The sequence below is a fragment of the Chryseobacterium sp. JUb7 genome, assembly GCF_024806495.1.
GTDB lineage: Bacteria > Bacteroidota > Bacteroidia > Flavobacteriales > Weeksellaceae > Chryseobacterium.
The window spans coordinates 187829-213266 of the sequence record NZ_JANUFF010000002.1 but is presented as its reverse complement, the minus strand read 5'-3'; the positions used below and the strand labels follow the sequence as shown (position 1 = coordinate 213266).

Sequence of the window (25438 nt, the reverse complement as noted above, 5' to 3'; positions counted from 1 at the left end):
GCTAGATTTTAGGTGTTAGGATCCATGGGTTAGTTTCTGGTTTGTCATAAGCCTTGTGGCTAAGCTCATTTAACAAATTACATCAGTTGGTATTCCGGAGTCGACATTAAATTGATTACATTCATTTTAATGCTGTTGTCGGAGAAATTTTTCACAGAACTCATATCCAGAGAGGTGGTGTTTTGGATTAAATAATCTTCAACCTTTTTTCCGTTAAAAATATTCTCTATACGGGACCAGTCAATAGTGATGTTGGGATTTTTAAAACTTTTATTAATCGTATTCGTATTATTTTTTAATCCCATATCGAGATCGTCATCTTCTTTCGGACGATAATCGAGTGGGCGCAAACCCGACCATATCTGAGGAATCTGAAGTCGCAGCATTAATGTTGAGCTGTCGATCCATGATTTTCCGTTGGGCCAGCCTGCTACATTCGGAGGATATAAAAGCATTTGTCCTAAGAGTTTCTGATAAACGATGAGGTTTTCAGGGTTTTGAATATTCATAGGAAGTGTTCTCATCATTCCCGCCATGAGCTCTATGGGAGATTTTATTCTGTTTCCGATATTTTTTCTGTCATAAAACCACGAACTGGAAAATATTCCCGTCATGAGCTTTTTGATATCATAACCGGATTGATAAAACTCCTCACTCAGCTTATTTATAATTGTGTCATCAACCTTTTCGTTAACAAAGAATTTGTAAATTTTAGTGGTAATAAATTGAGAAGTGGCTTTTTGTTCAAGAATAATATTCAAAGCATCTGTGCCTGTGAAATTACCTGTTTTTCCAAGAAAATTTTTTGGTCCCCCATCATGAAGTTTTATTCTTTCTGTAAAATTTCCTTCTTTGTCATAACCCCATCCTGTAAAAGCTCTTGCGCCTTCTCTGATATCTTTCTCAGTATAATGTCCCCTTCCCATGGTAAATAATTCCATGACTTCACGGGCAAAATTTTCATTGGGATGATCTTTTTTATTTTGTTGATTATTCAAAAAATTCAACATGGCAGGAGCCTGGCTGACTTCAAATAAAAGGTCTTTGAAACTTCCCAGTGCATTTTTTCGGATAACATTTAAAATCTGTCGGTTGAATTTTGGGTTTTGAACCCTTGAAGCAAAATGTCCGTGCCAGAAAAATGCCATTTTTTCTCTTAACTGCTCTTTGCTGTTGACCATTTTATCAAGAAAATTAAGATTGAGCTCTTCGTTTTGCTGACGGTTGATTCTCTGGATTTCTTTTTTCTTTTCAGCAGGAGATTTATCATTCATATAGTCGACCGTTTCCACGTCAGGAGTTTCATAATTGACTTCTGTAAAATTTTCTTCTGTAAACAGCTCTTTCATTAAAATGGCAATGTCTTTATTTTTCAGGCTTTCAAATTGATTGATTCCTGCTCCAAAGCCTGCGCGCCAGAGAAGATGCTTATTGTTAAGTAAAGATGGACCAGCCATAAGAATATTTTATTTTTTGATGTTTTTGGTGAAGAAAGGTTAAAATTATAACGGTTAAGATTTGTTAATATTACTTTTTATGTTTTTCAGAAATTTTTTCGGTACGATAGAAATATGAATTATAAAGATAGATTGATTATTTTATTTAAACACTCATTTAATTTTAACTAAATTTAATTGATTGATTCACATTTATTTGAATGTTTTATGAGTGTTAAAATAGAAATTAAAGCCTTTATTGGCACGATTTTTACATCTTCCTGGTTAGTAAAATTTAAAATTAGAGTTATGAAAATGTTAAAACAAGCAATTCTACTTGCAGGTATTATGACGGCGGGTGTACTAAGTGCTCAAAACTCACAGATGAATAATATGATCAAGGTAGGTGCTAATGTTGGATTAGCCGTACCTTCAGATAATACTTCTGCTGCTGTTGGAGTAGATGTAGCTTATCAGAACCTTATCACTCCTGGATTTGGTTTAGGTATTGCAACAGGATATACCCATTATTTCGGAAAAAGCAATAACGGATATAATAACAATGATGTTGGAGTGGTACCTGTAGGAGCTTTAATCAGAATTTATCCAAAACAAACCGGTTTCTATTTCGGAACAGATTTAGGATATGGTTTCTTGGTAGGGGATGCGAAAGTAGCTTCAAACTCTAGTCTTGACAGACCGGACGGAGGTTTCTACATCAAGCCTGAGATCGGATATCACAACAGAGACTGGAATTTCTTTGTGCAGTATCAAAAAGTATTTGTAGGAGACAAGGGAGATTTACCAAACCAAGACTACAATGTGGGTAACCTTGGGGTAGGATTCTCTTACAATATTCCATTAGGAAAGTAGTTAGATTTAAATATAAACAATTATTAGCCAAACCTTTTCAGAAAATTGGAAAGGTTTTTTTCTTCCCTATAGAATTTACGAAAAGTATTATTATATTTGATAAAATTTGAGGTTATGATATTGAATCCAAAATTTCCGCTTTATTTACCGGGAGTAAAAAACAGTAATAATGATAATGTATCTATCATTGGGGCAAACCTTCGCGAGGATATTACAACCTTAGGTTATTTTATTTCCAGTAACGAAGGTCTTGAGATAAAGATCCAAAATAATTATCCTACAAAAGAATATTCTTCTTTTTCAGAAATCTTAAAGAAGTTTATCCAGGATAACGGTTTGGAAAATGTAAAAAGATTGGGAATAGCAGTTCCCGGTCCTGTAATTAATGGAAAAAGTCATCCTGCAAGAATAGGCTGGAGTTTTGATGTAGAGGTATTTACAAGAGATTTCGGATTTGAAAAAGTAGAGATGATTAATGATCTTGAAGCATCTGCATATGGCATGGGGCTTCTGGAAGATGCAGATCTTGATCCTATTTATACAAGTGGTCATCTTGAAAAAGGAAATGTGGCGATTCTGGCTCCGGGAAACGGATTGGGAGAAGCAGGATATTTCTTTGACGGAAAATATTTAAGACCATTTGCAACGGAAGGAGGGCATTCAGAGTTTTCTCCGAGAACGAACGTTGAAGTTGAGTTTTATCAGTTCCTTAATAATATTTACGGAATTGTAAGCTGGGAGAATGTACTTTCTAAAACAGGTTTGTTTAATATCTACAGATTTTTAAGAGACGTGAAAAGACATCCTGAGCCGGAATGGCTGTCTGAGAGATTAGCCAATGGAAATTTTGTTCAGGAGATCTATAAAGCAGCAGTGGAAGATGATGTATTAATCTGTAAAATTGCCTTAGACACGTTCCTTGAATTTTTAGCAAGAGAAGCTAATAATTTAACGTTAAAACTGAAAGCTACAGGAGGTCTTCTTATTTCAGGAGATATTCCGCAGACGATCAGTGATTATATCAATAAGGATAAGTTCTACGAAAAATATAAAATCAGTGATAAGATGGAAGAGATGTTGAGAAACATTCCGATCTACCTGATAAAGCAAAATCAGACAGCATTAAACGGTGTATCGCTTTATACCGCTTATTATCAAGAATAAACAAAAACTCCGAAGAAATTCGGAGTTTTTTATTGGATGATATTATTCATGAAAATTATTACTTTTATTGATATACATCAATGAAATCTATCAATTAAGTTGGCTACATTTGCACTGTTAAATAAACAAGGTAAATAACTTTATACAATGAAAAAAATATTTTTACTAGCAGTTTTAGCTGGTGGTTTAGCTTTCGGTCAGTCAAAAAAAGTAGTAGCATCTGACGTTCACTGGTGGGGATACAAAGTGGCAAAATCTGAAGCTAGTTCTCACGATGGAACGGTAAAGGTAAAGTCTGGAGATATGATCATGAAAGGAAATCAATTGGTTGGAGGTTCTTTCGTTTTGGATATGACTTCTATCAACTCAACTGACTTATCCGGAGAATACCAGGGGAAACTAAACGGTCACCTTAAAAACGGAGATTTCTTCGAAGTTGAAAAATTCCCTACAGCAAGCTTTAAAATTACTTCTGTAAAGAAAAATAACGATAAAATCTACAACAGCCTTGTAACAGGAAATCTTACTGTAAAAGGAAAAACTAACGTTATTTCTTTCCCTGCGAAAATTTCTTACAGCAAAGGAGTGGTAAGCTTAGTGTCTAATAAATTCTCTTTCGACAGACAGAAATTTGACGTAGCATACAAGTCTACAATGCAGGATGTTTTTGTGAAAGATGATATCGATATGCTTGTAAAAGTAACTGCAAAATAATTTAATCAAAAAAAGATTGTTAAAAGTGTAGAAGTTCTACACTTTTTTTTATTTTTGTTGAATTGTAAATAAAAAAGAATGAAAAGATTACTATTGTTTGCTATGATGTGTGTAAGCATATCATTTGTTTTTGCTCAAAAGAAAGGAGATAAAGTGGTAAAGGTGACTTCATCGGACATCAGATGGTGGGGATATAAAGTGGTAAAAACTGTAGCGTCATCACATTCCGGGACAGTAAAACTGAAAAGTGGAAAATTTAACTTTGACAAAACAGTTTTAGTAGACGGTGAATTCGTTATTGATATGAAAACAATCCTGGCTGGAGACGTTTCTGATGAGGATCAACTGAAGCTGACGAATGATCTTAAAAGTACCAACTTCTTTGAGGTGAAAAAATTTCCGCTTGCGAAATTTCACTTAACGAAAATTATCCCATTGGCAAACAGTGAGTACAACTCAACGATTTATGGTGATATTACGATCAAAGGAACAAGAAAAACAATTTCTTTCCCTGCAAATGTATATATCACACAGTTTACAGTTGTTATAGAGTCGGCAAAATTCTCATTAAACAGAAGAGATTTTAAAGTATTCTATCAGTCTTCTCTGAAAGATTATTTCATTAAAAATGAAATGGACTTCCAATTCAAGATTTCTACGGAAAAACTCGATAACGAGAACAGAGCTCCGGTAAAGAAAAAATAATCAACAAAGATTTATTGATATATGAATGAGTAACTTAATGGTTACTCATTTTTTTATTCATTATTTCTGATTTTTTAAAGCTACTTATTTGCATATAGCCTTATTTTTATGAAATAAATTATTTTTTATTAAATTATAAATTGATTATGTTTTATTATTGTTAAATGTAATCTGTTTTTATTGCTGATTTTAATTTAATTTAAGATATTTGCTTTACTTAATATTATGAAAGGTGTATGTTGTTTAATAATCAAAACAAAATACACGTTATGAAAAAACAGATTATTGCTACTTTCTCAATGTTGGTGGTAACAGAAGTGGGGGCTCAGGTCGGAATCAATACGACAAGCCCACAAGGTGCTTTGGATGTATATTCTACAACATCAGGGATGGTTATTCCCCGGCTGCCTAATCCTCAAAGTATCAGTTCTCCGGTAGAGGGTATGCTGGCTTATGATTCTACAAATAAAACCATAAGGTATTATGATGGAGCCAATTGGAGTACTTTGGTTTACAGCAAAGAACAGACTAAATCAAACGAGGGAGTGGTGAAGATTAATGCAGGAGGAAACGGAGCCGGAAATAAGCCCAGTTGGACAAATGTTTCAGCAAATACTGTGAAACAGATTACTTATAATCTGCCTTTGGTGTATGCGACGCCTCCTACGACAAGCTGGCCTGATAATTCTGCAAATTTTGATTCTAAGGTATATGCAGGAAATCGGTTTTTGGAAAATGCTGTAAAAGGACAGGTGCATCAGTGGAGGGTTATAGTTAATTATACTAAAAGTGCTAATATTTATAGTCAGGATGTCAGGTTAATTTTAAGAAACCCTACTTCCGGTTTTATTTCAGAAATGAGTGGAGTGATCCCTTCCAGCAAAACAAGCGGAAGTCTGGTGTATAATCTTACGACAATTGCAGATGTGGCAAGTCTTCCAGCTCCTGTGGGAACGGGAACGGGTTATGTTTTGGAATGGGTAGCTTCGGATACGATGAATTCTCTGAGTGTAGACAGTATCACAAGGATTTCATTTCAGAAGAATTAAGTTTTGTCAGATAGAGAAACGTACAGCTTCTTGAAATTATGAATTAAACCTCGCTAGAGGTTTTTTTGTTTTTTCAGAATGGTCTTCAACTCTATTGCATGAAGTGGATTTATAATTAAATGATGATTTTACGATAAAATAAAATGCTCGTTTATAAATAGCATCAGTTATTTCGGTTTATAATTTTAATGTGGATTAGTTTTTAAATGAGTGCTATTGATTTTTGTTTTTAAATCACGATTTTTAGAATTGTTTTAATGATTGGTTTTTCAGGTTGTTAGGTGTTTATTAGGAATGTTTTTGTATATTTCAGCTTACTTAATATGATGCAGGTGTATAGTGTTTTAAATAATTATTAAAAACAAAATACACAGTTATGCAAAAATTCATTATTGTTCTGGCTTTTGCTTCCCTTGTTGGAATAAGGGCACAAGTCGGAATAAACACCACAAATCCTACGGCTACACTTGATGTTAACGGGAATTTAAAAATCAGAGAGGTGCCGCAGGTTTTAGCATTACCGGGTTATCAGATAATGGCTGTTAATCAGGGTAGTTTTGAAGTTGCGGAAGTAGATCCGCAGGTATTGTTGTCAGCGGCTAATACAAATAGTTCGGTTTATTCGGCAGCAAAAAACGGAGGGATTACTTTGCTTGCTCTTTCTTTATTTGGAAATTGGAAACAGATCAATTTTACCCTTACGGATAAGCGCTTAGGAATTTCTACTTTGTTTTCAGAGAATGATTATTCTTATGTTGTCCCTTCTTCTGGAGTATATGCGGTCAGTTTTTATTTCCGTTATGGAAATGGGCTGCAGTCTTCTGTTCTGACGGGAAATCCAGGAATTGGAATTATAAAAAATTCAGGAGGTGCTTTTGCAACCTTAGATACCCGACAATTTAGTGGTATTAATCTCGGAATTGTAGCGCTTACGGTATCTGAATCTGTCATAAACTCTCTTTATACGCTGCAGGCGGGTGATAAGCTGTATTTCGGTCTTTCGGGGTCGAGTGTTTTGAATCTGAGTGTGTTGGGGTCAAATACCAATACTTCATTTTCTGTTTATAAGGTCTCCAATTAAACGAATCAGATAACCATTCAATAGATAGTTAGTGTTTTTTAACTTTGACGGAATTTGGCTTTTTCTTATTTTAGTCTTATGAAAATTTATGTTGTAAGTGGCCTTGGTGCGGATTTTAAAGTACTGGAAAGATTGGAATTTCCGGAGGCTCACGAAATCGTTTTTATCGATTGGCTGATACCCGAACAAAATGAAAGTTTTCCAAAATATGTAGAAAGAATGGCGGAAAAAATTAATATAGCCGAACCTTTTTACCTTTTGGGTTATTCTTTTGGTGGGATTATGGTTCAGGAGATTAATAAATTAAAACCGGCTCAGAAAGTAGTTATTCTGGGAAGTATTAAATCAGACAGAGAAAAATCACGGCTTATCCGGGCGGGAGAAATTACAAGAATTCCAAAGCTTTTACCGGTAAGCTTTTTTAACGATAGGACAACAAATGTGTATTCGGTGGTCAGAAAGTTTTTTGATCCTCAAAACCCCAGGGTTTTACAGTATTTCAGAGTAAAAGATCCTTATTATCTGAAATGGTCTATTGAAAAAATCTCTGACTGGAAGTTTGAAGAGACTCCTGGTGTGGTGCAGATTTTAGGAGATCGGGATATTGTTTTTCCTATCAGAAATTCAAAACCTAATTATATTATTAAAGGGGGTACCCACCTTTTTCCTGCCATAAAATATAAAGAAGTGTCTAAAATTTTAAGGGAGGTACTTGTTTGAAAATATTAATTTTTTTAATTTAATATTAAAAATATAGGGGTTGTTTTAAAAGTTTAATGTTTTTATAAAATTTATGTTTAATTTTGACGAGGTTAAACATAAATTTATATGACTGTAGGTTTGAAATGGATCGTTTCGTTTGTTATCATTACGCTCGTTGCGGTTGGCGGACTGTTTTGGAGTCCTATTGCAGATTTTCCGAATACCGGAGATTTTTTACCGGAAGATAAAATTGTAGGTGCTGATGTTGCCTGGATTCTGGCAGCAGCAGGTTTGGTGCTTTTGATGACTCCGGGGTTATCATTCTTTTATGGTGGAATGGTGGGTAAGAAAAATGTTATTTCAACCATGCTGCAAAGTTTTATAGCGCTTGGAGTCATATCAATACTGTGGGTAGTCGTAGGTTTTTCTTTGTCTTTTGGAGATTCTATCGGTTTTACAATAGATGGTGAGCATTACGGAATCATCGGAAATCCGTTAAGTTATCCGTTTTTCAGTAGAGTAAGTGTGTTGCCGCACAAAGCGATGGCTTCTACAATTCCTTTTATACTTTTTGCCTTGTTTCAGATGAAATTTGCAGTGATAACGCCGGCCTTAATTACCGGTTCGTTTGCGGAAAGAGTCCGTTTTATCTCTTATCTTCTGTTTATGGTACTTTTCAGTCTATGCATTTATGCACCGCTTTGTCATATGGTATGGCATCCGGATGGGCTTCTGAATAAATATTTCGGAGTAAAAGATTTTGCGGGAGGTACAGTTGTTCATATGAGTGCCGGTTTTGCTGCTTTGGCGGGGGCTCTGGTACTTGGAAACAGAAAAAATCCTCATCATGAACCCTCAAATATTCCGTATGTTCTTTTAGGAACCGGTATGCTTTGGTTTGGATGGTTCGGATTTAATGCAGGTTCAGCATTAAGTGCCAATGCAACAGCAGCTACAGCTTTCGGAACAACTACCATTGCTTCTGCATCAGCGATGATGACCTATATATTTTTTGACCGTATCAATAAGAGAAAAGTTTCGGCTTTGGGAGCCTGCATTGGTGCAGTAGTAGGATTGGTGGCTATTACACCGGGATGCGGCTTTGTTTCAATTTCAGAGAGCCTTTTTATTGGATTTATTTCAGCAATTGTCTCAAATCTTATGGTTAACTGGAAAGCTTTAAAGAGAATTGATGATACGTTGGATGTCTTTGCATGCCATGGAGTGGGTGGGATTATGGGAATGATTTTAACGGCAATTTTTGCCCATGGAGAAAATGCGAGCCTTCTTCACGGAGGTATTGAGGTGTTTGCCCATCACATGGTGGCTTTGATTCTGGTATCATTATTTGCTTTCTTTGGTTCTCTTGTTCTATATAAAATCACAGACTCTTTAATTACTTTGAGGGTTTCTGAAGATTCTGAAAATGAAGGTCTGGATCTTTCTCAGCACGGCGAAAGTCTCAAATGGTAACATTTTAAAATAAATTGGACGGAATAAGTAGTGTTAAGAAGAGATTTGTATTGTTATTTATATTGAATGAAAATTACCGGTCTGGGTCGAAAGTCATCCAAAATTTATTAGATTTATCATGTATCTTTGTTAATGGAAATGTGATTAATCATTTATATGGAGTCAATATCGGTTTTTGAGATTATTAAAGTAGGAATAGGTCCTTCCAGTTCGCATACAATGGGCCCCTGGAATGCAGCGTCTGCATTTATCAGAATTATAAAAAGAGAAAGATCAATCGCTGAGGTGAAAGAAGTTTTTCTCGAATTCTTCGGCTCACTCGCTAAAACGGGGATCGGGCATGGTACTGATATTGCCGGAATGCTTGGCCTGAATGGTGAAGATTTTAAAACCATTGATACAACAAAGATTGATGAGAAAATAGAAAAAATAAAAAGTACGCAGATTCTTAATTTGGGTGGCGAAAAGGAAATTCCTTTTATTTACGGACATCATTTGGTGTTGAATATGCAAAAGTCTCTTGATTTTCATCCCAACGGAATGATTTTTAAAGCCGTTTTTGAAAATGGTACCGAGCTTGTTCAGGATTTTTATTCTGTAGGCGGAGGTTTTATCAAAAGCCAGGAAAAAAATTCTATCGAAAAGCAGTGTGTTCGTACTTTATATCCTTGTCATAAATCGTCAGATATTGCAAAATATTGCGAAAAATTAGGATTTAAAAAAATGTCGGATTTAATTTTAATTAATGAAGAAAGCTGGAGAACTCAGGAAGAAACAAGACAGGAAGCGCTTTATATCTGGCAACAGATCAAAGAATGTATTTATAAAGGGGTAAATAAAGAAGGGATTTTGCCCGGAGGTTTGAATGTTACCCGAAGAGCAGCCGGAATGAACCGTAAGCTTTTAGGAGAACAGATTTATAAAAATAAAGATGAATGGTTTCAGCAGGTAGTAGATGCCGAAGAAAATTTTACCAATATTAATAAATGGATTGCCTGTTTTGCACTGGCTGTTAATGAAGAAAATGCAAGCTTCGGAAGAATTATTACAGCGCCTACCAATGGAGCAAGCGGAGTAATTCCTGCTGTCTTAATGTACTCTCAGGCCTTCACGGATTTTACCAGTGAAGATGATATTGCAAGATTTTTGTTGGTTGCCGGAGAAATCGGAACTTTATTTAAGAAAAATGCGACGATTTCTGCAGCAATGGGAGGCTGTCAGGCGGAAGTAGGAGTTTCATCTGCAATGGCTGCTGCCGGTCTTACTGAAATTCTTGGCGGAAGTGTCGGACAGGTTTTAATGGCCGCCGAAATTGCGATGGAACACCATTTGGGCTTAACGTGTGATCCGATCAGAGGCTTGGTGCAGATTCCCTGTATTGAAAGAAATACGATGGGTGCGATAAAAGCAATCACTGCTGCCAATATTGCTCTTGAAAGCGATCCTGCAAAAGCAAAAGTAACCCTGGATGAAGTTATTCAGACCATGTGGGAAACCGCGCTTTCTATGAATGATCGATTTAAAGAAACTTCTGAAGGTGGATTGGCAATTGCAGTCAATGTTCCTGAGTGTTAATGTAATAATGAATTTTATAATATAAAGATCTCGATTTTCGGGATCTTTTTTGTTAATAAGCACTCGATTATTTTCAAATAAAAAGCTTTGGATTCTTCCTTCGTCAAGAATGACAAATATGATGTTTAAGTTTATATTAATAATTAGAAACAAAAATGGATACTAGTTTTATATGATAAAGCCAGTTCAAACATTTCAATAATATCTCCAGAACAATTTGGATTTTTCTTTAATTCATTCAATGTATTATAAATGTCATTTAAATTTGTAATGTGTTCATCTTCAAAATCATCTATATTGCTGTTTGATACTTTATTAATTAAATGAAAGATGCCATCATTCCACAATTTTTCAAGCTGGATATTTGTTAAGTTGAGTTCTACAATTTGCTCAGGAGATGCTAAATTATAATCTAATGCAATTTCTGTTTCTTTATTTTTTGGAACAGTTATTACTTTTGCCACATTTAATAATTTAAATTTTATCTAAAACTTTCTTAAGACAATAATTTTACTTATCCAAAATCCCTCTAATCTTATTCGCATTAGAAATCAACTCCCCAAGATATTCAAAATTCTCTTTTTCCAAAGCGGCTTTGAATTTTCTTAACTGTGAAATATGTTCGTTTAATACATCCAGAACGTTTTCTTTATTCTGTTTGAAAATCGGAACCCACATTTCGGGATGGGATTTTGCAAGACGGACAGTGCTCGAAAATCCCGAACTTGCCAGTTGAAAAATAGTTTCTTCTTCACGCTCTTTTTCCAAAACAGTATTGGCTAAAGCATAGGATGTAATATGTGAAATATGTGAAATATAAGCAGTGTGAACGTCGTGGTCTTCGGCATTCATATAAATTAAATGCATTCCCAGAGTTTCAACAATTTTTTCAACCAGTTGTAAGGCATCCGGAGCAGAATCCTCTTTATTGCAGATAACGCCGGCTTTCCCGGAAAAGCTTTCTGAAACAGCAGATTTCGGACCGTTATTTTCCGTTCCCCACATCGGGTGAAAAGCAACGAATCGTGAGCGTTTTGGATGATTTTCAACTGCCTTTACGATTCCTGCTTTTGTAGATCCGGCATCCATTACTGTTTGATTTTCAGATATTAAATCAAGGATATCTGGAAGGGTTTTTCTTGCAGAGTCTACAGGGATAGCAAGAATAATCAAATCAGAATTTTTGATTCCGTATTCCAGATCGACTTTAGCATCGATTATTTTAAGATCTAATGCTTCATTAAGGTACTTATCACTGTTATCAATTCCGTAAATAAAATCGGCAATACCATTTTCCCTTAATTTTAATGCTATTGAACCTCCGATCAAACCTACTCCAATTATACTTATTTTCATTTTTTTTACTGCTTTTTTAAATCAAAAAACCCCGTCCTAGGACGAGGTTTAGTTTATATACATAAGAATCTCTATCCCAAATCTGAGGTTAAAATTCTATAATAATATGTTCCGTTGTTTGTAATCACAATGCGAAGGTAAGAAATATTTTTTAATTGAATTAAAAAAAGGAATGGTGAATTTTGCTGTGCAAGTCAATTAACCTATCAATTTAATTTAACCATTTATTTACTCAGCAATATTCACGCATTCACATTCTAAAAACAAATTTTATGGATTTGAGATGATCAATGTAGACGGGATATCCGAAAGCCAAAGGCTCTTTGTATCTATCAGGTTTTTCCAGCTCTTGCTGCTGATTAACATAAGATCCTGGGAATTCAGAAATTCCTTCTCTATTTTCTTCTCGTTATATAAAGTGATGTGGTTGGGTGCGACTTGTTCGATACTTCTGATGAGTTCCTTTACCTCAATATTGCTTCTGATCTGTCCTGCAACATCAAGAATAATGATTTGAGAATTGTTGTTGTTGATCAGTCTTTTTGCATATTCAAGAAGATAAAAATCACTTAAATTAAAGATCGGAACAAAAACTCTGTCCGCAGACTGAAATTCTTTTTCAACCAAAATTCCAACAGGAATATTCGCTTTTTCTAAAACCTGAAGAGTGATATCGTCAAAAGGGGAATTGTTGAAAATATTTCCTTTTCCTTTCACGGTATTTAATAATTTTTCAGGATTGATAATTTTTGTGGTAAATCCTAACAGTCTTCCGAGTAAGCTTCCCTCATACATTGATTTTCCAAGCATGATCAGAAGAAGATCGTAGTTTCCTTTGTTTGTGATATTGGTAAGATCATTTTCAACGTCTGTTGACGCCTTGAAAAGAGTGGTAACTTCCAGTTTTAGTTCGTGTGATGTTTCGATTACGTCTTTAAACTGCTCTTTTTCAAAATCATCAATATCAAAGGCGTGAAGCTCATCTACAGGAGCAATGTTCATGGCAGTTACGCTTTTATTTCCGTTCATTTTATGAGTTAGATTATCAGCTAACTTTAATAATGTACTTCCGGCTTCCGGAGTTTCAAAAGACAAAAGAACCCTGTATTTTGCATCATTCTCCTCATTTTCTTCGTCTTCTATCATTGATTTTTTACCTTTAAAAAGATAGTTGATAAGATCAAGACAAGGTCCTGTCATGAAGGTGGTAAATAACGCCATGATGACAAGCATTGCAAATAATTCCGGGCCTAAAACTCCCAGATCATACCCGATATTCAGGACAATAAGTTCGGTAAGTCCTCTGGTATTCATTAATGCACCAATGGTGAGACTGTCTTTCCAGCTGATCTTCAGGAATCTCGCGGTTAATGCACTTCCTGCAAATTTTCCTACAACTGCTGTCAGAATAATGAAGCCTCCTATTTTCCATAGATGTGGATCGTTCAGTAATCCGATCTGTGTTCTCAATCCTGTAAATACAAAGAAAAGAGGAAGGAGAAGAACCAGTGCCACATCTTCTACTTTTTCTACAAAAAGGTTTCTGAATTTTACATTTTCAGGCATAATAGCACCCGCCATGAATGCTCCAAAAAGCGCATGAATTCCGATCACTTCTGTTGCGTAAGAAGAGATGATCAGAATTAAGAAAAATACGGCTACTAATGCTTTGCTGATGAAGCCTTTTCCTTTTTGTGATTCTGCGATCCTGTTAAGAAACGGTCTTACTGCTTTTATCATAATAAAAACATATAAAATCGCCATTAAAATAACAAATATTGATCCTGAGAATGACCCTGCTTTTACAATGGCAATAACTGCGGCCAGAATACACCATGCTGTAATGTCATCCGCAGCGGCACAGGTAATCACAACGGTTCCTATTTTTGTTTTATGAAGGTTTCGCTCCTGAACGATTCTCGCCAAAACAGGAAAAGCGGTAATGCTCATGGCAATGGCTATAAATAACGCAAACGAAGTGAACTGGATTCCCTCAGGAGCAAATTCTTTATAGATAAAATAGGATAACCCAACTCCCAGTGCAAATGGGATAATGATACTTGCATGGCTTATTACTACAGCATCATGAGCTTTTTTTCTCAAAACACTCAGGTCGAGTTCCATTCCTACGATATACATAAACAGGATCAAACCAATCTGGCTTAGAAACTGTAAATTACCCAATGATTCTTTCGGAAAAATAAATGCCGAAAGCTCCGGGAAGTACAACCCAAAAAGGGAAGGTCCCAAAACGATACCAGCAATCATTTCACCGATTACAGAAGGTTGTTTCAGTTTTACGCAGATCCATCCGAAAAGTTTTGCCACCATAATGATCGTAACGATCTGAGCCAGAAGAAGAGCCAGCGGATGGTGAAGGTTCGTTAAGAATGAGTCTGTGAAATTCTCCCACATGGTAGAGCCTGTTGCTTTACTCGGAGCGATATTTTCTCCAATTTCCAATGTTTTTCCTTCTACAAAAAACCAATACATCAGACATGAAAAAAATGCAATTGTACAGACGTAAAAAATAATATTTTTATATTTCCCCAAATTCATGATTCCTAAATTTTTGCAAAGTTGATAAGAATATAATTAAGATAATTGTTTTTACTTTTAAAATGTAATAAGCATTACAAATAATGTAATGAAAACCTATCTGAAAGAATATCCAAGCCCGATTCCCATTTTCCAGGCTCCGTTTTGAGCTGAAGTTTTAGTGTTGTAATATACAGGAATCTGTACGGCTAATTTTTTGTAAACGACCGTAAGGCCTGCTCCCAGATTTGGAGTAATGGCACTGTTTTTTGTCCCCTCAGATTTGTCCTCTTTTATTCGTAACGAAGGGAGCATTCCCAGAATAAATTTCAAATCTTTATTTTTAAGGCTCACGTTTGGACCTGTAAAATTGATGAAAGCTCCATGGTCTACATATCCGGCTACAGCAATTCCGTCAAAAAATGAAGCTTTGATGCTGGTTTCTGATTGCTGGGCAAAACAAAAACAGGATATGAGAATTCCACAGGCATAAAGAAGTTTTTTCATTATAAAATCATTTAATCAGAGGGCAAAAGTAAGCCGTCCAAATGTTTTAAAATGGGAGGATGTAATAAAGCTGTTAAATTTTGTAATGAAACCAAAAACCTTTGAAAAATCTACTTTCCAAACATTTCCATTAATGAATTTTTATAAGTTTCTCCGATTTGTAGCTTTAAAAAATTCTCTCCTTCTATTGAAATTGTAGTAATAATTTCGTTTGTTGAAAAAACTTTGATAGAAGATAATGCAATGATTTCTTTTTTATTGACCTGAGCAAAATCTTTTGAAGGAAGCATTTCCAGAAGATTTTTAAAGCTTAGATTTTTTAATACGATGGTCGTTCCGTCATTGAGGATAATGTCTTTATCGCGACTGTCTATTTCGGAGGTTTTAATATAGGCAATCTGTTCAGTGAAAATAACAGTTTTTCCGATATTGGTATTCCATTCGATAAAATCTTTCTTTTGTGGAGTCTGTACCAATTGTTTGGCTTTTTCAAATGCCTGGATCAGCCGTTCTTTTTTAATGGGTTTCCTTACGTAATCGACAACGTTTAAATCGAAAGCTTCAGCGGCGTATTCTTTGTAAGCAGTGGTGAAAATGATTTTTTTTGAATCGGAAATCAATTCTGCGACCTGTAATCCGGTCATTCCCGGCATTTCAATATCTAAGATGCAAAGGTTGCAGTCAAGGCTGTCTATTTCATTTAAAAATATTTTAGGATCATTGAATGCTTTTACAACCTCTACATGGTCAATCTGCTCGCATAGAAGTTTTAAGTAGCTGATAGCCAGTAATTCATCGTCAAGAATAACGCATTTTATCATAAAATTCTCCTAAATTGATTGTTAATTCTGCTGTGAAGATACCGTTTTTTGAGTTTTTTTGAAGCGAATAGTAATTGTTGTAGATCATTTTCAGCCTTTGGTCTAAAGACTGGCTTCCGAAACCACTTTTTTCTTTTTCCAGCACATTTTTTAAAGAAGCTTTATTGCTGACTTTCATGGTGAAAATACCGTTCTCAAGTTCCATATGGATCGCTATAAATGAATCCTGGGCTAAAAAATCAGTGTGCTTAAAGGCATTCTCAATTAAATCAACAGAAATTAAAGGTGCAAAAACTTTTTCCTCATATACCGCGTCGGATTTATCAATTTTAGATTTAATTCTAAAATCAAAGAGCGGATTAATTTTGATCTTATTGATTTCGATAAGACTTAATGCAAAGTTTAATTCTTCTTTCGGGCTTACAAATTTATTATTGCTTTCGTATAAAATATAGTCTAAAACATTGGCAAGCTTGTCCAGTGACATGTATGTCTGATAGGCATGCGACTGAACAGAGTTTAAAATGTTTTTAAATAAATGTGGGTTCAGCTTTGTTCCGATGTGTTCGAGCTGAACTTCATTTAATCTTTGTTCTATTATTTTATTGGCTTCTGAAAGTTTGGCATTTCGGATCTTAAATTTCTGATTCTGGCTGAATAAATAAATGCTTACCGTAAGAAAAAAGAAAATAGCAAATACTCCAGTGAATATCAGATAATCATGAATCATGTAGTAATTGCCTTCCATTGATTTAAATGTTTTATTTCTTTCTATAGTATTAGCAAAATGTCATGTTGAGCATGTCGAAGCATCTTTTTTTATTTAAACGCAAAGTTTTAATAAAGATAACTCTAATTTCAAGGGTAGCAAAGGCATAAATGCTTCGCGAAGCAAACAGATTTTTTGGTGTAAAGTTATTTATTTCAATTTCTTCAAAGAATTCAACGTTGTCGTTTCCTCACATTTTTCAAATGTAATTTCGTATGTAGGATTTTCTTTAGGATAAACTAAAAGATAATCAGGACAAGGTTTTTTCTGTGCATGACTTTTGTCGAAATCTACTTTTCCATTGGTAATAATACTGTCTTTAAGGAATTTTTCATCGATCTTCAATGCTGTCATTTCTCCTTTAAATTCTTCAGAATATTTAAATTCTTTAGAAAGGGTTTCTGCAATCACACGACTGTTGGGAAGATAGCCACTGCAGCTTGCCCCTTTTTTATTCAATACAAAAAATACAATAGCAAGTCCCGGAATGAGACCGATAAAAAAGAATTTCAGTTTTTTCATTAGAAAATTAAAAGATTGATATCGTGATAAGTAAGCCCGAAACGGTCGCAGATGATTTTTTTCGTGTGTCTGCCTTTATACATGTAAAGACTCTGTTTCATATCATTTTTGCGAACCAACATGTTTTCGAAACCGCCTTCTTCATCGTAATTTAAAATATAGGAAAGGAAGAAATTTGAGATGGCCTTTGTGGTTGTTCTCGGCATTCTTGAGGTAAGATTTGGAAGTCCACAGTGGATAACACCATGTTTGATAATATAAGGGTCTTCCATGGTTGTAAGTTCAGAAGTTTCGATCACTTTTCCGTTGTCGATGGTAATATCGATGATGACACTGCCTTTTTTCATTTTCATAACCATTTCTTCGGTTACGATAGGGGTCATATTCAATCTTGGAAGTGCGCCGATCACAACATCGGCACGTCTTAAAGCTTTGCTTAACTCTTTCGGATCGATGATGGATGTCGGAACCCTGCTGTCAACAAGGGTGTGAAGTCTTCTTAATTTTGAAAGTGAATTGTCAAAAACTCTTACGCTGGCGCCCAGACCAATGGCTGCTTTTGTTGCAAATTCACCAACGATGCCTGCGCCCAGAATTACTACTTCGGCAGGTCTTACTCCTGTAATTCCTCCAAGCATTAAGCCGTTTGACAGAGCTAATAATTCAGAAGCATATAAGATAGAAACTGTACCTGCGATTTCTCCTATAAGCCTTACTAAAGCCAATTGTTTGTATTGATCTACAATAAATTCAAAAGCAATGGCATTAACTTTTCGCTCCGCTAGTTTTAAGAAATAATCCTTATCCCTTAAATTGATCTGAAGTGCTGAAACCAAGTAACTGTTAGGTTTCATAAATTCAATTTCTTCTTCTGTGGGAGGATTGATTTTTAATATTAAATCCTGTCCAAAAGCTTCTTTGGGATCTTTTGTGATTTTTGCTCCAGATTCAGAATATTGTAAATCTGTAAAAAACGAACCTTGTCCCGCTCCGGATTCTATGATGATCTCATGACCGTGCTGTACCAAAACCTGAACGGCATCAGGTGTTATGCAGGTTCTTCTTTCATTTAGGCAGGTTTCTTTGGGAACGCCTATACTGAACTGTTTTCCTTTTCTTATTACTTCCAGCTTTTCTTCTTTCGGCATTAATTCTTCTTCAGTGAAAGGAGTAAAAATATTTGTAGTACTCATCCTTAATTAAATTATGTCTTACAGATAATTATTTTACAATTGAATTCATTAGCAAAGATACATAATATTTAGTCGAATAAAATTTCTCTGTTGTCTCCGGTATTGTTGATGCTCATGGTGTGGTAGTTAAGTCCGTACAGTTCATCTTCATACACTTCGGGCCATTCAATGATGCAAAGGAAAGCGTTGTCAAGATATTCTTCAATGCCGATATCGTAGACTTCTTCAATGTTCTTTAAACGGTATAAATCAAAATGATATATTTTTCCTTTCGGTGTATTGTATTCATTAACAATAGAGTAGGTTGGAGAGTTTACTTCGTCCGTGCTTCCGATATTTTTTAACAGAAACTGAGTGAAAGTTGTTTTTCCGGCGCCCAGATTTCCTTTTAAAAGAAATATATTGTGTTTTAATTGAGGAATAATTTGGTTAACTATTTCCTGCCAGTCTTCGATTTTATGTATTGTAAACTCCATTGTCAAGTCAGTTTAGTAAGTTTCTTAAGGATAACTTTTATTTGAAAAATAATTTTACCCTGTTTTTTTTATGTTCAAAAATAAGATAAATAGTCTTGAAGAAAAAAGATTAAACAAAAAAGCTGTCTTCAGGATTGGAAAACAGCTTAGGGATTAATTTTATTTTTTAAGTATTTTAAATGTTTTTTCTTCATTGGTGAGCATGTTTTTTAAGATAACGAGATATATTCCCTGGTGTTGATCATGAAAAGGGATGACAACTTTTTTTTCTGATGAAATTGAGGTGTATACTTTTTGTCCCTGAAAATTCAGAATACTGATCTGGTATTTCTCATTACTTGAACCTAATTGTATCGTAAGTTCATCTTTGACAGGATTGGGGTACACTTTTATTTCTTCATGTACCGGAGTTTTTCCTGATTTGGGATTATTGATTGTTCCGGAAATGTCATAATATCCAAGTGATGCATAGCTGGTAAATCCGGAGTCTGGACTACCTTCTCCAACACCTGTAACGGCAAGGTAATATCTGCCGGAGCTCAGGTATTTGTGGATGGTAATCGGGAGACTGAGATCGGTACTTGATGCCATAAAGGTGTTTAATATTGTATTTTGATTGTTGTATAAAGTTACTTTTAATAAAAGATTGCTGTGTCTCGGCGCTGCTTTTACGGTGAGTGAAATATTTCCTCCCTGGATATCAAAATAAAACATGTCGATATCATTGGTTTTTTCTATAACTCCATTGTTTTGGGTTTCAAGAAGCTGGCTGTTGGTGATGATTAATGGAGTTGCAGTGGCAAAAGTGTCTCCTGCATTATCATTTCTATAGCCTAAACCGCCTACGGCATTACTGATGATGCTGAGATCGTCTTCATGGTTGGTGCCGTTAGAATATTCTGCTTTGCTCCATTGGGTTACCATTTTATAATACCCGGCTCCCATAATGGGGGCCCATTGTCCGTGACCTGTATAATAAACTTCCTGGCTTTTTCCGTCATGATGCAATCCTAATGTATGTCCGGATTCATGAGAAGCGATTTCTCCGACAATTTTTCCACAGGTACCGGCTGTTGATGTGAAAACCCAACATGGAAGATCGTTTCCCGAAAAACTGTTGATGAGAGCGATACCTGCATTTCCGGGGGCTGCAATATCTGTGGGAGTGATGATGCATCTTGTTCTCTTGTTTACAGGATAGCTGTTAAAAACATTTTCATTGGTGGTTACATTGATATTAAAAGGTCTGAAATCTTCTGCTGCGATTTCCCATGCTTCTAATATTTGATCATCTGCCATACCGGAAGAGACTGCAGTAAAGGCATTTCCGCCATTCCAGCCGCTGCCCGCAGGAATAGTATGTCCGTTAAAATCCAATAAAATACATCCTGCAGCTCCGGACAGGCTTTGCAGATTGGAGGTGTTGATTACGGCAGCTTTTCCTGTGTGATGTAATTTTTCTTCTATTAAAGAAGTTTGAGGTTTTGGAAGGTCTATACAGATGATTTTATTGATATCAACTTCTTTAATGAAGGCATTTCCTTTGTTGTCAGAAAAATAAGAATATGCTTTTTTATCATGAGGAAAAAGAATATGTCCTGCGATTTGCTCTTTATTGATGGTTATACTGAAGCTGCCTGACACTTTTTCTGGTATTTCCCCTTCAATATGCATATTTCCGCTTGTGTCAGTATTTAAGTAATTAATACTTGAATCAAATGCTTCCTTATCAGATACAAAAAGTTTTATTTTACTTTTTTCTCCTATTTTATGATCCAGTTGTGATTGTAGCTCTTTACTGAATTCATTGATTGTTTTTAATGAATGCTGCGTTTTCTCTTGGGCATTTATACTGTACGTGATACCGAACAAAGTCAATGCTAATGCCCATTTTTTTAATAATACTGCCGTTTTTTTCATCTTTTTATTTTTTTTATTTAATAAGTTTTTGTATTTTTATTTAATGTTTGTTTTTATTGGTTAATAAGTAGTCATAACTGTTTATTGTTATTTTATAGTGAAGATATATTTAAATTTTATACTAAAAAATCAAACAAGTTGACATTGGTTTCGTTTATTATATATAAATAGCTGACTTCTATTGTATTATCATTTTTATTGATTTCATGATACATCGGGATAGATAATTTAACTGAACCAGATAAATAATTATTTTATAAACCATAGGATATTTTAGGAGTTTATTTTAGGAATAAAAAAGACTTATTTTCTTATTTTTACAGCATGATTTCCAAACAGACCATTGATAAGATATTCTCAACAATCCGCGTAGAAGAGATTGTCGGAGAATATGTGCAGCTGAAGAGAGCAGGGTCGAATTATAAAGGGCTGAGCCCGTTTCACGATGAAAAATCTCCAAGTTTTATCGTGTCACCAAGTAAGCAGATCTGGAAAGATTTTTCAACCGGAAAGGGTGGGACTGCCATTTCTTTTTTAATGGAAATCGAAAACTTTACGTATCCGGAAGCACTTCGCCATGCTGCCAAAAAATACGGAATTGAAATTGAGGAAGATCAGCGTGAGTTTTCAGAAGAAGCAAAAAATGCGCAGTCTGAAAAAGAATTGCTGTATAAAATTCATGAAGTAGCGAATGATTATTTTCAGAATTTTCTTTGGGAAGCGGAAGAGGGGAAATCTATTGGTTTGTCTTATTTTAAAGAACGTGAACTTCGGGATGACATCATCAAAAAGTTTCAGCTAGGTTATTCTCCTGAAAAGAAAAATGCTTTTACAGAGTTTGCTATAGATAAAGGATATTCAAAAGAAATTTTGGAAAAATCCGGACTTTCTATTTTTCCTGAAAATGCTCCGAACGGAATCGACCGTTTTCGGGAAAGGGTAATTTTTCCGATTCACAGTTTTTCGGGAAGGGTATTGGGGTTTGGAGCAAGAATTTTAAGGAATAATGTTAAGACTGCAAAATACCTGAATTCCCCTGAGACTGAAATTTATCACAAGTCGAATGTTCTTTATGGGTTAAACCAAAGCAAGCAGGCGATTTCGAGAAAAAATATCTGTCTTTTGGTAGAGGGCTATATGGATGTGATCTCACTTCATATGTCAGGAATCGAAAATGTAGTGGCGAGTTCGGGGACTTCCTTAACGACGGAGCAGATTAAGCTTATCAAAAGGCTTACCGAAAACGTTACCATCCTTTTTGATGGTGATAATGCCGGTATTAAAGCCAGTTTCCGAAGTATCGATATGTTATTGACGGAAGGAATGAACATTCGTGTCATGCTATTTCCCGATGGTGATGACCCGGATTCTTTTGCCAGAAAACATCCGCAGGATTATGTGGAAAAATTCATCGAAAATGAAGCGATGGATTTTATTGATTTTAAAGCTGAAATTCTTCTTAAAGAGGTTGGAAACGATCCTATAAAAAAGGCTGAAGCGATAAGGGATATCGTAAAATCTGTCGGTTTTGTACAGAATGCTCTGAAAAGGGAGGTTTATTTAAAAGAAGTTTCGAATAAATTCGGGCTGTCTGAGCAGAGTCTGTTTAATGAGCTTGATGTTCAGAAACAGATTACCCAAAATCAAAATCAGCATATCCAGCAGCAAAAAGAAAATAATAAACCTGCCAAATTAGAAGTTGTTCCGAAACAGCCGGAGCTTGAAATAGATTCTGTACAGTTTAATATTCTTCATCAGGAAAATAAACTGATCGATACAATGCTGATGTTCGGTGACATGGTTCTGCAAAGAAAAAATGAGAAGAATGAAGCCTATGAAATTACTGTTATTGAGGAAATTCTGCATCATTTTGAAGATGAACAGTATGAATTCCAGATAGAAACGAACAAAAAAATCATTCAGGATATTAAAGAAGGCATAGAACATGATGAGCTGCGTGCCGGAAATTTTTTCATTACTTTAATGGATCAGGATATTACTTCAAAAGTGGCTGATGCACTCATGATTCCTGATGAGCTGAGCAACTGGTCTACCCGAAATATTTATCCGCCTATTCTTGGAGATCATATTGATGAAGAAGTAGAGTCTAATATATTGATACACAAATATTACTATATTCATTTTATGATTAAAAAGGTAACGGCGGAGCTTGAAGAATACCGTGACACCAATACTGAAAAATATTTTGAATCAATTAAGAAAATCATGATGCTTAATCAGTTTTCTATACAGCTGATCGAAAAATTAGGCTGGTCACCTGTGACAAAAAGTCCTATAAAATTTTAGGAATAAAAGTTGTAATTTAAACTTTGTAAAAATTAAATAATACACAATAGAAATATGGACATTAAAAAAGAATTCAGAGATTTCTCTGTAAAGCATTTAGGAAATAGCGGTTTGGCGACCGATCAGTATATGGGAATGTATGGTCCAACAAATCTTACACCGTACATCATGGAAGAAAGAAGATTAAACGTTGCTCAGATGGACGTTTTCTCCCGTCTGATGATGGATAGAATCATTTTCCTGGGAACGGGAATTGATGATCAGGTGGCTAATATTGTAACGGCTCAGCTTTTATTTCTGGAAAGTGCTGATCCTTCAAAAGACATTCAGATTTATATCAACTCTCCGGGTGGAAGTGTTTATGCAGGTTTAGGAATCTATGACACGATGCAGATCATTAAGCCGGATGTAGCAACAATCTGTACTGGTATTGCTGCTTCTATGGGAGCTGTATTGCTTGTAGCAGGTGAAAAAGGAAAACGTTCTGCACTTAAGCACTCCAGAGTAATGATTCACCAGCCTTCAGGAGGTGCGCAGGGGGTAGCTTCAGATATGGAGATCAACCTGAGAGAGATGCTGAAGCTTAAAAAAGAATTGTATGACATTATTTCTGAACATTCAGGACAAACATACGAATGGGTAGAGAAAGCGTCTGACAGAGATTATTGGATGACTTCGACGGAAGCTAAGGATTTCGGAATGGTAGATGAAGTTTTACAGAGAGCGAACAAAGACAAAAAATAATTGTCTATTTAAAAGATAAAACAGAACGCGTCAATTTTGGCGCGTTTTTTGTGTAGAAAAAGTAAATTGATCTTTGAAAATACTATTATTAAACGATTGGTTATTTCGACATAGGCAGATAATTTATTCTCAATGATCTAAAAACTTCAGGTTTCTGTATTTCTGGCTTTTCTCTATTTGTTTTAAAATTAATATTCTATTCAAGATCAGTTTACATTCAATATTTACTTTCGCAGCCATAAAAGTGAATATGAAAAAAATCTTATTACCTATACTTGCTTTCATAGCTTTGACTGCTTGTAATAATGATGATAACGTAAATAACCAGGATATTAATTATTCCAAGCTTCCCCAGGAATTTCCTTTTTCTACTTTAATGACTTTGAACGGAGTAAATGTTATTAACGGAGGCTTCGGGTCCGGAGCAACGGCTCATCCCACTCAAAAAGGTGAATTTTATGTGATTACAGACCGCGGTCCCAATGTTGCGTATCAGAATGGAATAAAAATCCTTGTTCCGAGTTTTACCCCGACTATTATGCATTTTAAAATAAATGCCGAAGGGAATATTGAAGTGATTAAATATATTAAACTTAAAAACCCTTCAGGTCAGCCGATCACAGGCCTTCCAAACCCTGTAGGGATGGGAAGTACGGGTGAAACTGCATATGCAGCTGACGGAAGTGTTTTAGGAACGGATAATTACGGACTCGACAGCGAAAGTATTGTTGCTGCGGCAGACGGAACTTTTTGGGTTTCTGATGAATATGGACCTCATATCGTACATTATAATGCCGAAGGTGTTGAATTGGAAAGAATAAGCCCGATTGGAGTAAATACGGGAACCAGAAAACTGCCTGCTGTTTTTGCAAAGAGAAGACCCAATAGGGGAATGGAAGGAATGTGTATGACCCCGGACGGGAAAATGCTCGTGGGGACGATGCAGTCTACGATGTATGTTCCTACAAAAGCCTTGGCTACCAATACAACATTAACGAGAATTGTAACTTTTGATCTGGCAACAGGACAAACAAAACAATATTTATATAAACAGGATGGAGGAGCTTCGGATTCTGTTTGTGATATAACACCTATCAGCAATACCGAATTTTTAGTGATCGAAAGAGATGGGAACTTCGGTTCTCTTGGCGGACTTAAAAAAGTCTACAGAATCAGTCTTTCCGGAGCTTCTGATGTTTCCGGGACGGATCTGTCAGCTGTTGACGGATTGAAAATCAACGGGAAAACTCTTGAGCAGTCTACATGGAACGAAATTACTGCGGCAGGATACAAAGCTGTTACAAAAACTTTGGCAGTTGATCTGGTGGCAAAACTAGGGTATGAGCATGATAAATTTGAAGGGATCGTTTATTTAGGAAATAATAAACTTGCGGTTTTCAATGATGATGATTTTGGAGTGGCTGACGACGGAAACGGAAACCCGAAGACAAAAATTCTTCCTAAAACCGGAAAACAGGATAAAGGTACTATGTACATAGTCGATATTCAATAA

At 35.4% G+C, this 25438-nt stretch carries 23 protein-coding genes; 12 read left to right on the top strand and 11 right to left on the bottom strand.

Annotated features, from left to right (window positions below):
• Positions 1-77: 77 nt before the first annotated feature.
• Complete coding sequence (locus M2373_RS04495; RefSeq protein ID WP_259108005.1) at positions 78-1457, bottom strand: DUF1800 family protein; 1380 nt, start codon at positions 1455-1457, stop codon at positions 78-80.
• 288 nt (positions 1458-1745) lie between these two features.
• Here M2373_RS04495 and M2373_RS04490 point away from each other — a divergent pair, with 288 nt between their 5' ends.
• The 9 genes from M2373_RS04490 (at position 1746) to M2373_RS04450 (ending at position 10772) form a co-directional block, all read left to right on the top strand.
• Positions 1746-2309, top strand: a complete 564-nt coding sequence (locus M2373_RS04490) for a hypothetical protein (protein ID WP_259108004.1) — start codon at positions 1746-1748, stop codon at positions 2307-2309.
• Positions 2310-2423: 114 nt separating this feature from the next.
• Positions 2424-3473: a glucokinase gene (locus M2373_RS04485; RefSeq protein WP_259108003.1), complete on the top strand. Its 1050-nt coding sequence runs from the start codon at positions 2424-2426 to the stop codon at positions 3471-3473.
• 147 nt (positions 3474-3620) lie between these two features.
• The gene (locus M2373_RS04480) at positions 3621-4187 is read left to right on the top strand and encodes a YceI family protein (protein WP_259108002.1); all 567 of its coding nucleotides are present in this window, start codon (positions 3621-3623) and stop codon (positions 4185-4187) included.
• 78 nt (positions 4188-4265) lie between these two features.
• A complete protein-coding gene (locus M2373_RS04475; protein ID WP_259108001.1) occupies positions 4266-4892 on the top strand; it encodes a YceI family protein in 627 nt (208 codons plus the stop codon).
• Between the two features lie 269 nt (positions 4893-5161).
• The gene (locus M2373_RS04470; RefSeq protein WP_259107999.1) at positions 5162-5941 is read left to right on the top strand and encodes a hypothetical protein; all 780 of its coding nucleotides are present in this window, start codon (positions 5162-5164) and stop codon (positions 5939-5941) included.
• 376 nt (positions 5942-6317) lie between these two features.
• Complete coding sequence (locus M2373_RS04465) at positions 6318-7022, top strand: hypothetical protein (RefSeq protein ID WP_259107997.1); 705 nt, start codon at positions 6318-6320, stop codon at positions 7020-7022.
• Positions 7023-7100: 78 nt separating this feature from the next.
• Positions 7101-7742: an alpha/beta hydrolase gene (locus M2373_RS04460; RefSeq protein ID WP_259107995.1), complete on the top strand. Its 642-nt coding sequence runs from the start codon at positions 7101-7103 to the stop codon at positions 7740-7742.
• A 108-nt stretch (positions 7743-7850) separates the two neighbouring features.
• Positions 7851-9197 (top strand): ammonium transporter, encoded by a 1347-nt coding sequence (locus M2373_RS04455; RefSeq protein WP_259107993.1) that lies wholly within the window; start codon positions 7851-7853, stop codon positions 9195-9197.
• Positions 9198-9353: 156 nt separating this feature from the next.
• Positions 9354-10772 carry an L-serine ammonia-lyase gene (locus tag M2373_RS04450; RefSeq protein WP_259107990.1) on the top strand — a complete coding sequence of 473 codons (1419 nt, stop codon included), beginning with the start codon at positions 9354-9356 and terminating at the stop codon, positions 10770-10772.
• Between the two features lie 143 nt (positions 10773-10915).
• Here M2373_RS04450 and M2373_RS04445 read toward each other — a convergent pair whose 3' ends face one another.
• The 10 genes from M2373_RS04445 to M2373_RS04400 form a co-directional block, all read right to left on the bottom strand.
• A complete protein-coding gene (locus M2373_RS04445; protein ID WP_259107988.1) occupies positions 10916-11236 on the bottom strand; it encodes a hypothetical protein in 321 nt (106 codons plus the stop codon).
• 46 nt (positions 11237-11282) lie between these two features.
• Positions 11283-12128, bottom strand: coding sequence for a prephenate dehydrogenase (locus M2373_RS04440; RefSeq protein ID WP_259107986.1), 846 nt, complete (start codon positions 12126-12128; stop codon positions 11283-11285).
• 270 nt (positions 12129-12398) lie between these two features.
• A complete protein-coding gene (locus tag M2373_RS04435) occupies positions 12399-14687 on the bottom strand; it encodes a cation:proton antiporter (protein ID WP_259107982.1) in 2289 nt (762 codons plus the stop codon).
• Between the two features lie 96 nt (positions 14688-14783).
• Positions 14784-15173 (bottom strand): hypothetical protein, encoded by a 390-nt coding sequence (locus tag M2373_RS04430; protein ID WP_259107980.1) that lies wholly within the window; start codon positions 15171-15173, stop codon positions 14784-14786.
• A gap of 110 nt (positions 15174-15283) precedes the next feature.
• A complete protein-coding gene (locus tag M2373_RS04425; protein ID WP_259107978.1) occupies positions 15284-15994 on the bottom strand; it encodes a LytTR family DNA-binding domain-containing protein in 711 nt (236 codons plus the stop codon).
• Positions 15972-16742 (bottom strand): sensor histidine kinase, encoded by a 771-nt coding sequence (locus M2373_RS04420; RefSeq protein ID WP_259107975.1) that lies wholly within the window; start codon positions 16740-16742, stop codon positions 15972-15974. The genes M2373_RS04425 and M2373_RS04420 overlap by 23 nt, the downstream gene beginning before the upstream one ends.
• Positions 16743-16913: 171 nt before the next feature.
• The gene (locus M2373_RS04415; RefSeq protein WP_259107973.1) at positions 16914-17285 is read right to left on the bottom strand and encodes a hypothetical protein; all 372 of its coding nucleotides are present in this window, start codon (positions 17283-17285) and stop codon (positions 16914-16916) included.
• Positions 17285-18478 carry an alanine dehydrogenase gene (locus M2373_RS04410; RefSeq protein ID WP_259107971.1) on the bottom strand — a complete coding sequence of 398 codons (1194 nt, stop codon included), beginning with the start codon at positions 18476-18478 and terminating at the stop codon, positions 17285-17287. The genes M2373_RS04415 and M2373_RS04410 overlap by 1 nt, the downstream gene beginning before the upstream one ends.
• Before the next feature lie 68 nt (positions 18479-18546).
• Positions 18547-18954 carry a tRNA (adenosine(37)-N6)-threonylcarbamoyltransferase complex ATPase subunit type 1 TsaE gene (tsaE, locus tag M2373_RS04405; RefSeq protein ID WP_259107968.1) on the bottom strand — a complete coding sequence of 136 codons (408 nt, stop codon included), beginning with the start codon at positions 18952-18954 and terminating at the stop codon, positions 18547-18549.
• A gap of 159 nt (positions 18955-19113) precedes the next feature.
• Positions 19114-20874, bottom strand: coding sequence for a T9SS type A sorting domain-containing protein (locus tag M2373_RS04400; protein ID WP_259107965.1), 1761 nt, complete (start codon positions 20872-20874; stop codon positions 19114-19116).
• Between the two features lie 324 nt (positions 20875-21198).
• Between M2373_RS04400 and dnaG the strand changes: the two genes are divergently transcribed.
• The 3 genes from dnaG (at position 21199) to M2373_RS04385 (ending at position 25438) form a co-directional block, all read left to right on the top strand.
• Positions 21199-23181, top strand: coding sequence for a DNA primase (dnaG, locus tag M2373_RS04395; protein WP_259107964.1), 1983 nt, complete (start codon positions 21199-21201; stop codon positions 23179-23181).
• Between the two features lie 54 nt (positions 23182-23235).
• A complete protein-coding gene (gene clpP / locus M2373_RS04390) occupies positions 23236-23925 on the top strand; it encodes an ATP-dependent Clp endopeptidase proteolytic subunit ClpP (RefSeq protein ID WP_259107961.1) in 690 nt (229 codons plus the stop codon).
• 250 nt (positions 23926-24175) lie between these two features.
• A complete protein-coding gene (locus tag M2373_RS04385; RefSeq protein ID WP_259107959.1) occupies positions 24176-25438 on the top strand; it encodes an esterase-like activity of phytase family protein in 1263 nt (420 codons plus the stop codon).

Excerpts from the sequence above, each read along its gene's own strand:
- M2373_RS04495 (WP_259108005.1), bottom strand. The coding sequence starts at position 1,457 with ATGGCTGGTCCATCTTTACTTAACAATAAGCATCTTCTCTGGCGCGCA.
- M2373_RS04490 (WP_259108004.1), top strand. The coding sequence starts at position 1,746 with ATGAAAATGTTAAAACAAGCAATTCTACTTGCAGGTATTATGACGGCG.
- M2373_RS04485 (WP_259108003.1), top strand. The coding sequence starts at position 2,424 with ATGATATTGAATCCAAAATTTCCGCTTTATTTACCGGGAGTAAAAAAC.
- M2373_RS04480 (WP_259108002.1), top strand. The coding sequence starts at position 3,621 with ATGAAAAAAATATTTTTACTAGCAGTTTTAGCTGGTGGTTTAGCTTTC.
- M2373_RS04475 (WP_259108001.1), top strand. The coding sequence starts at position 4,266 with ATGAAAAGATTACTATTGTTTGCTATGATGTGTGTAAGCATATCATTT.
- M2373_RS04470 (WP_259107999.1), top strand. The coding sequence starts at position 5,162 with ATGAAAAAACAGATTATTGCTACTTTCTCAATGTTGGTGGTAACAGAA.
- M2373_RS04465 (WP_259107997.1), top strand. The coding sequence starts at position 6,318 with ATGCAAAAATTCATTATTGTTCTGGCTTTTGCTTCCCTTGTTGGAATA.
- M2373_RS04460 (WP_259107995.1), top strand. The coding sequence starts at position 7,101 with ATGAAAATTTATGTTGTAAGTGGCCTTGGTGCGGATTTTAAAGTACTG.
- M2373_RS04455 (WP_259107993.1), top strand. The coding sequence starts at position 7,851 with ATGACTGTAGGTTTGAAATGGATCGTTTCGTTTGTTATCATTACGCTC.
- M2373_RS04450 (WP_259107990.1), top strand. The coding sequence starts at position 9,354 with ATGGAGTCAATATCGGTTTTTGAGATTATTAAAGTAGGAATAGGTCCT.
- M2373_RS04440 (WP_259107986.1), bottom strand. The coding sequence starts at position 12,128 with ATGAAAATAAGTATAATTGGAGTAGGTTTGATCGGAGGTTCAATAGCA.
- M2373_RS04435 (WP_259107982.1), bottom strand. The coding sequence starts at position 14,687 with ATGAATTTGGGGAAATATAAAAATATTATTTTTTACGTCTGTACAATT.
- M2373_RS04430 (WP_259107980.1), bottom strand. The coding sequence starts at position 15,173 with ATGAAAAAACTTCTTTATGCCTGTGGAATTCTCATATCCTGTTTTTGT.
- M2373_RS04425 (WP_259107978.1), bottom strand. The coding sequence starts at position 15,994 with ATGATAAAATGCGTTATTCTTGACGATGAATTACTGGCTATCAGCTAC.
- M2373_RS04420 (WP_259107975.1), bottom strand. The coding sequence starts at position 16,742 with ATGGAAGGCAATTACTACATGATTCATGATTATCTGATATTCACTGGA.
- M2373_RS04415 (WP_259107973.1), bottom strand. The coding sequence starts at position 17,285 with ATGAAAAAACTGAAATTCTTTTTTATCGGTCTCATTCCGGGACTTGCT.
- M2373_RS04410 (WP_259107971.1), bottom strand. The coding sequence starts at position 18,478 with ATGAGTACTACAAATATTTTTACTCCTTTCACTGAAGAAGAATTAATG.
- tsaE (WP_259107968.1), bottom strand. The coding sequence starts at position 18,954 with ATGGAGTTTACAATACATAAAATCGAAGACTGGCAGGAAATAGTTAAC.
- M2373_RS04400 (WP_259107965.1), bottom strand. The coding sequence starts at position 20,874 with ATGAAAAAAACGGCAGTATTATTAAAAAAATGGGCATTAGCATTGACT.
- dnaG (WP_259107964.1), top strand. The coding sequence starts at position 21,199 with ATGATTTCCAAACAGACCATTGATAAGATATTCTCAACAATCCGCGTA.
- clpP (WP_259107961.1), top strand. The coding sequence starts at position 23,236 with ATGGACATTAAAAAAGAATTCAGAGATTTCTCTGTAAAGCATTTAGGA.
- M2373_RS04385 (WP_259107959.1), top strand. The coding sequence starts at position 24,176 with ATGAAAAAAATCTTATTACCTATACTTGCTTTCATAGCTTTGACTGCT.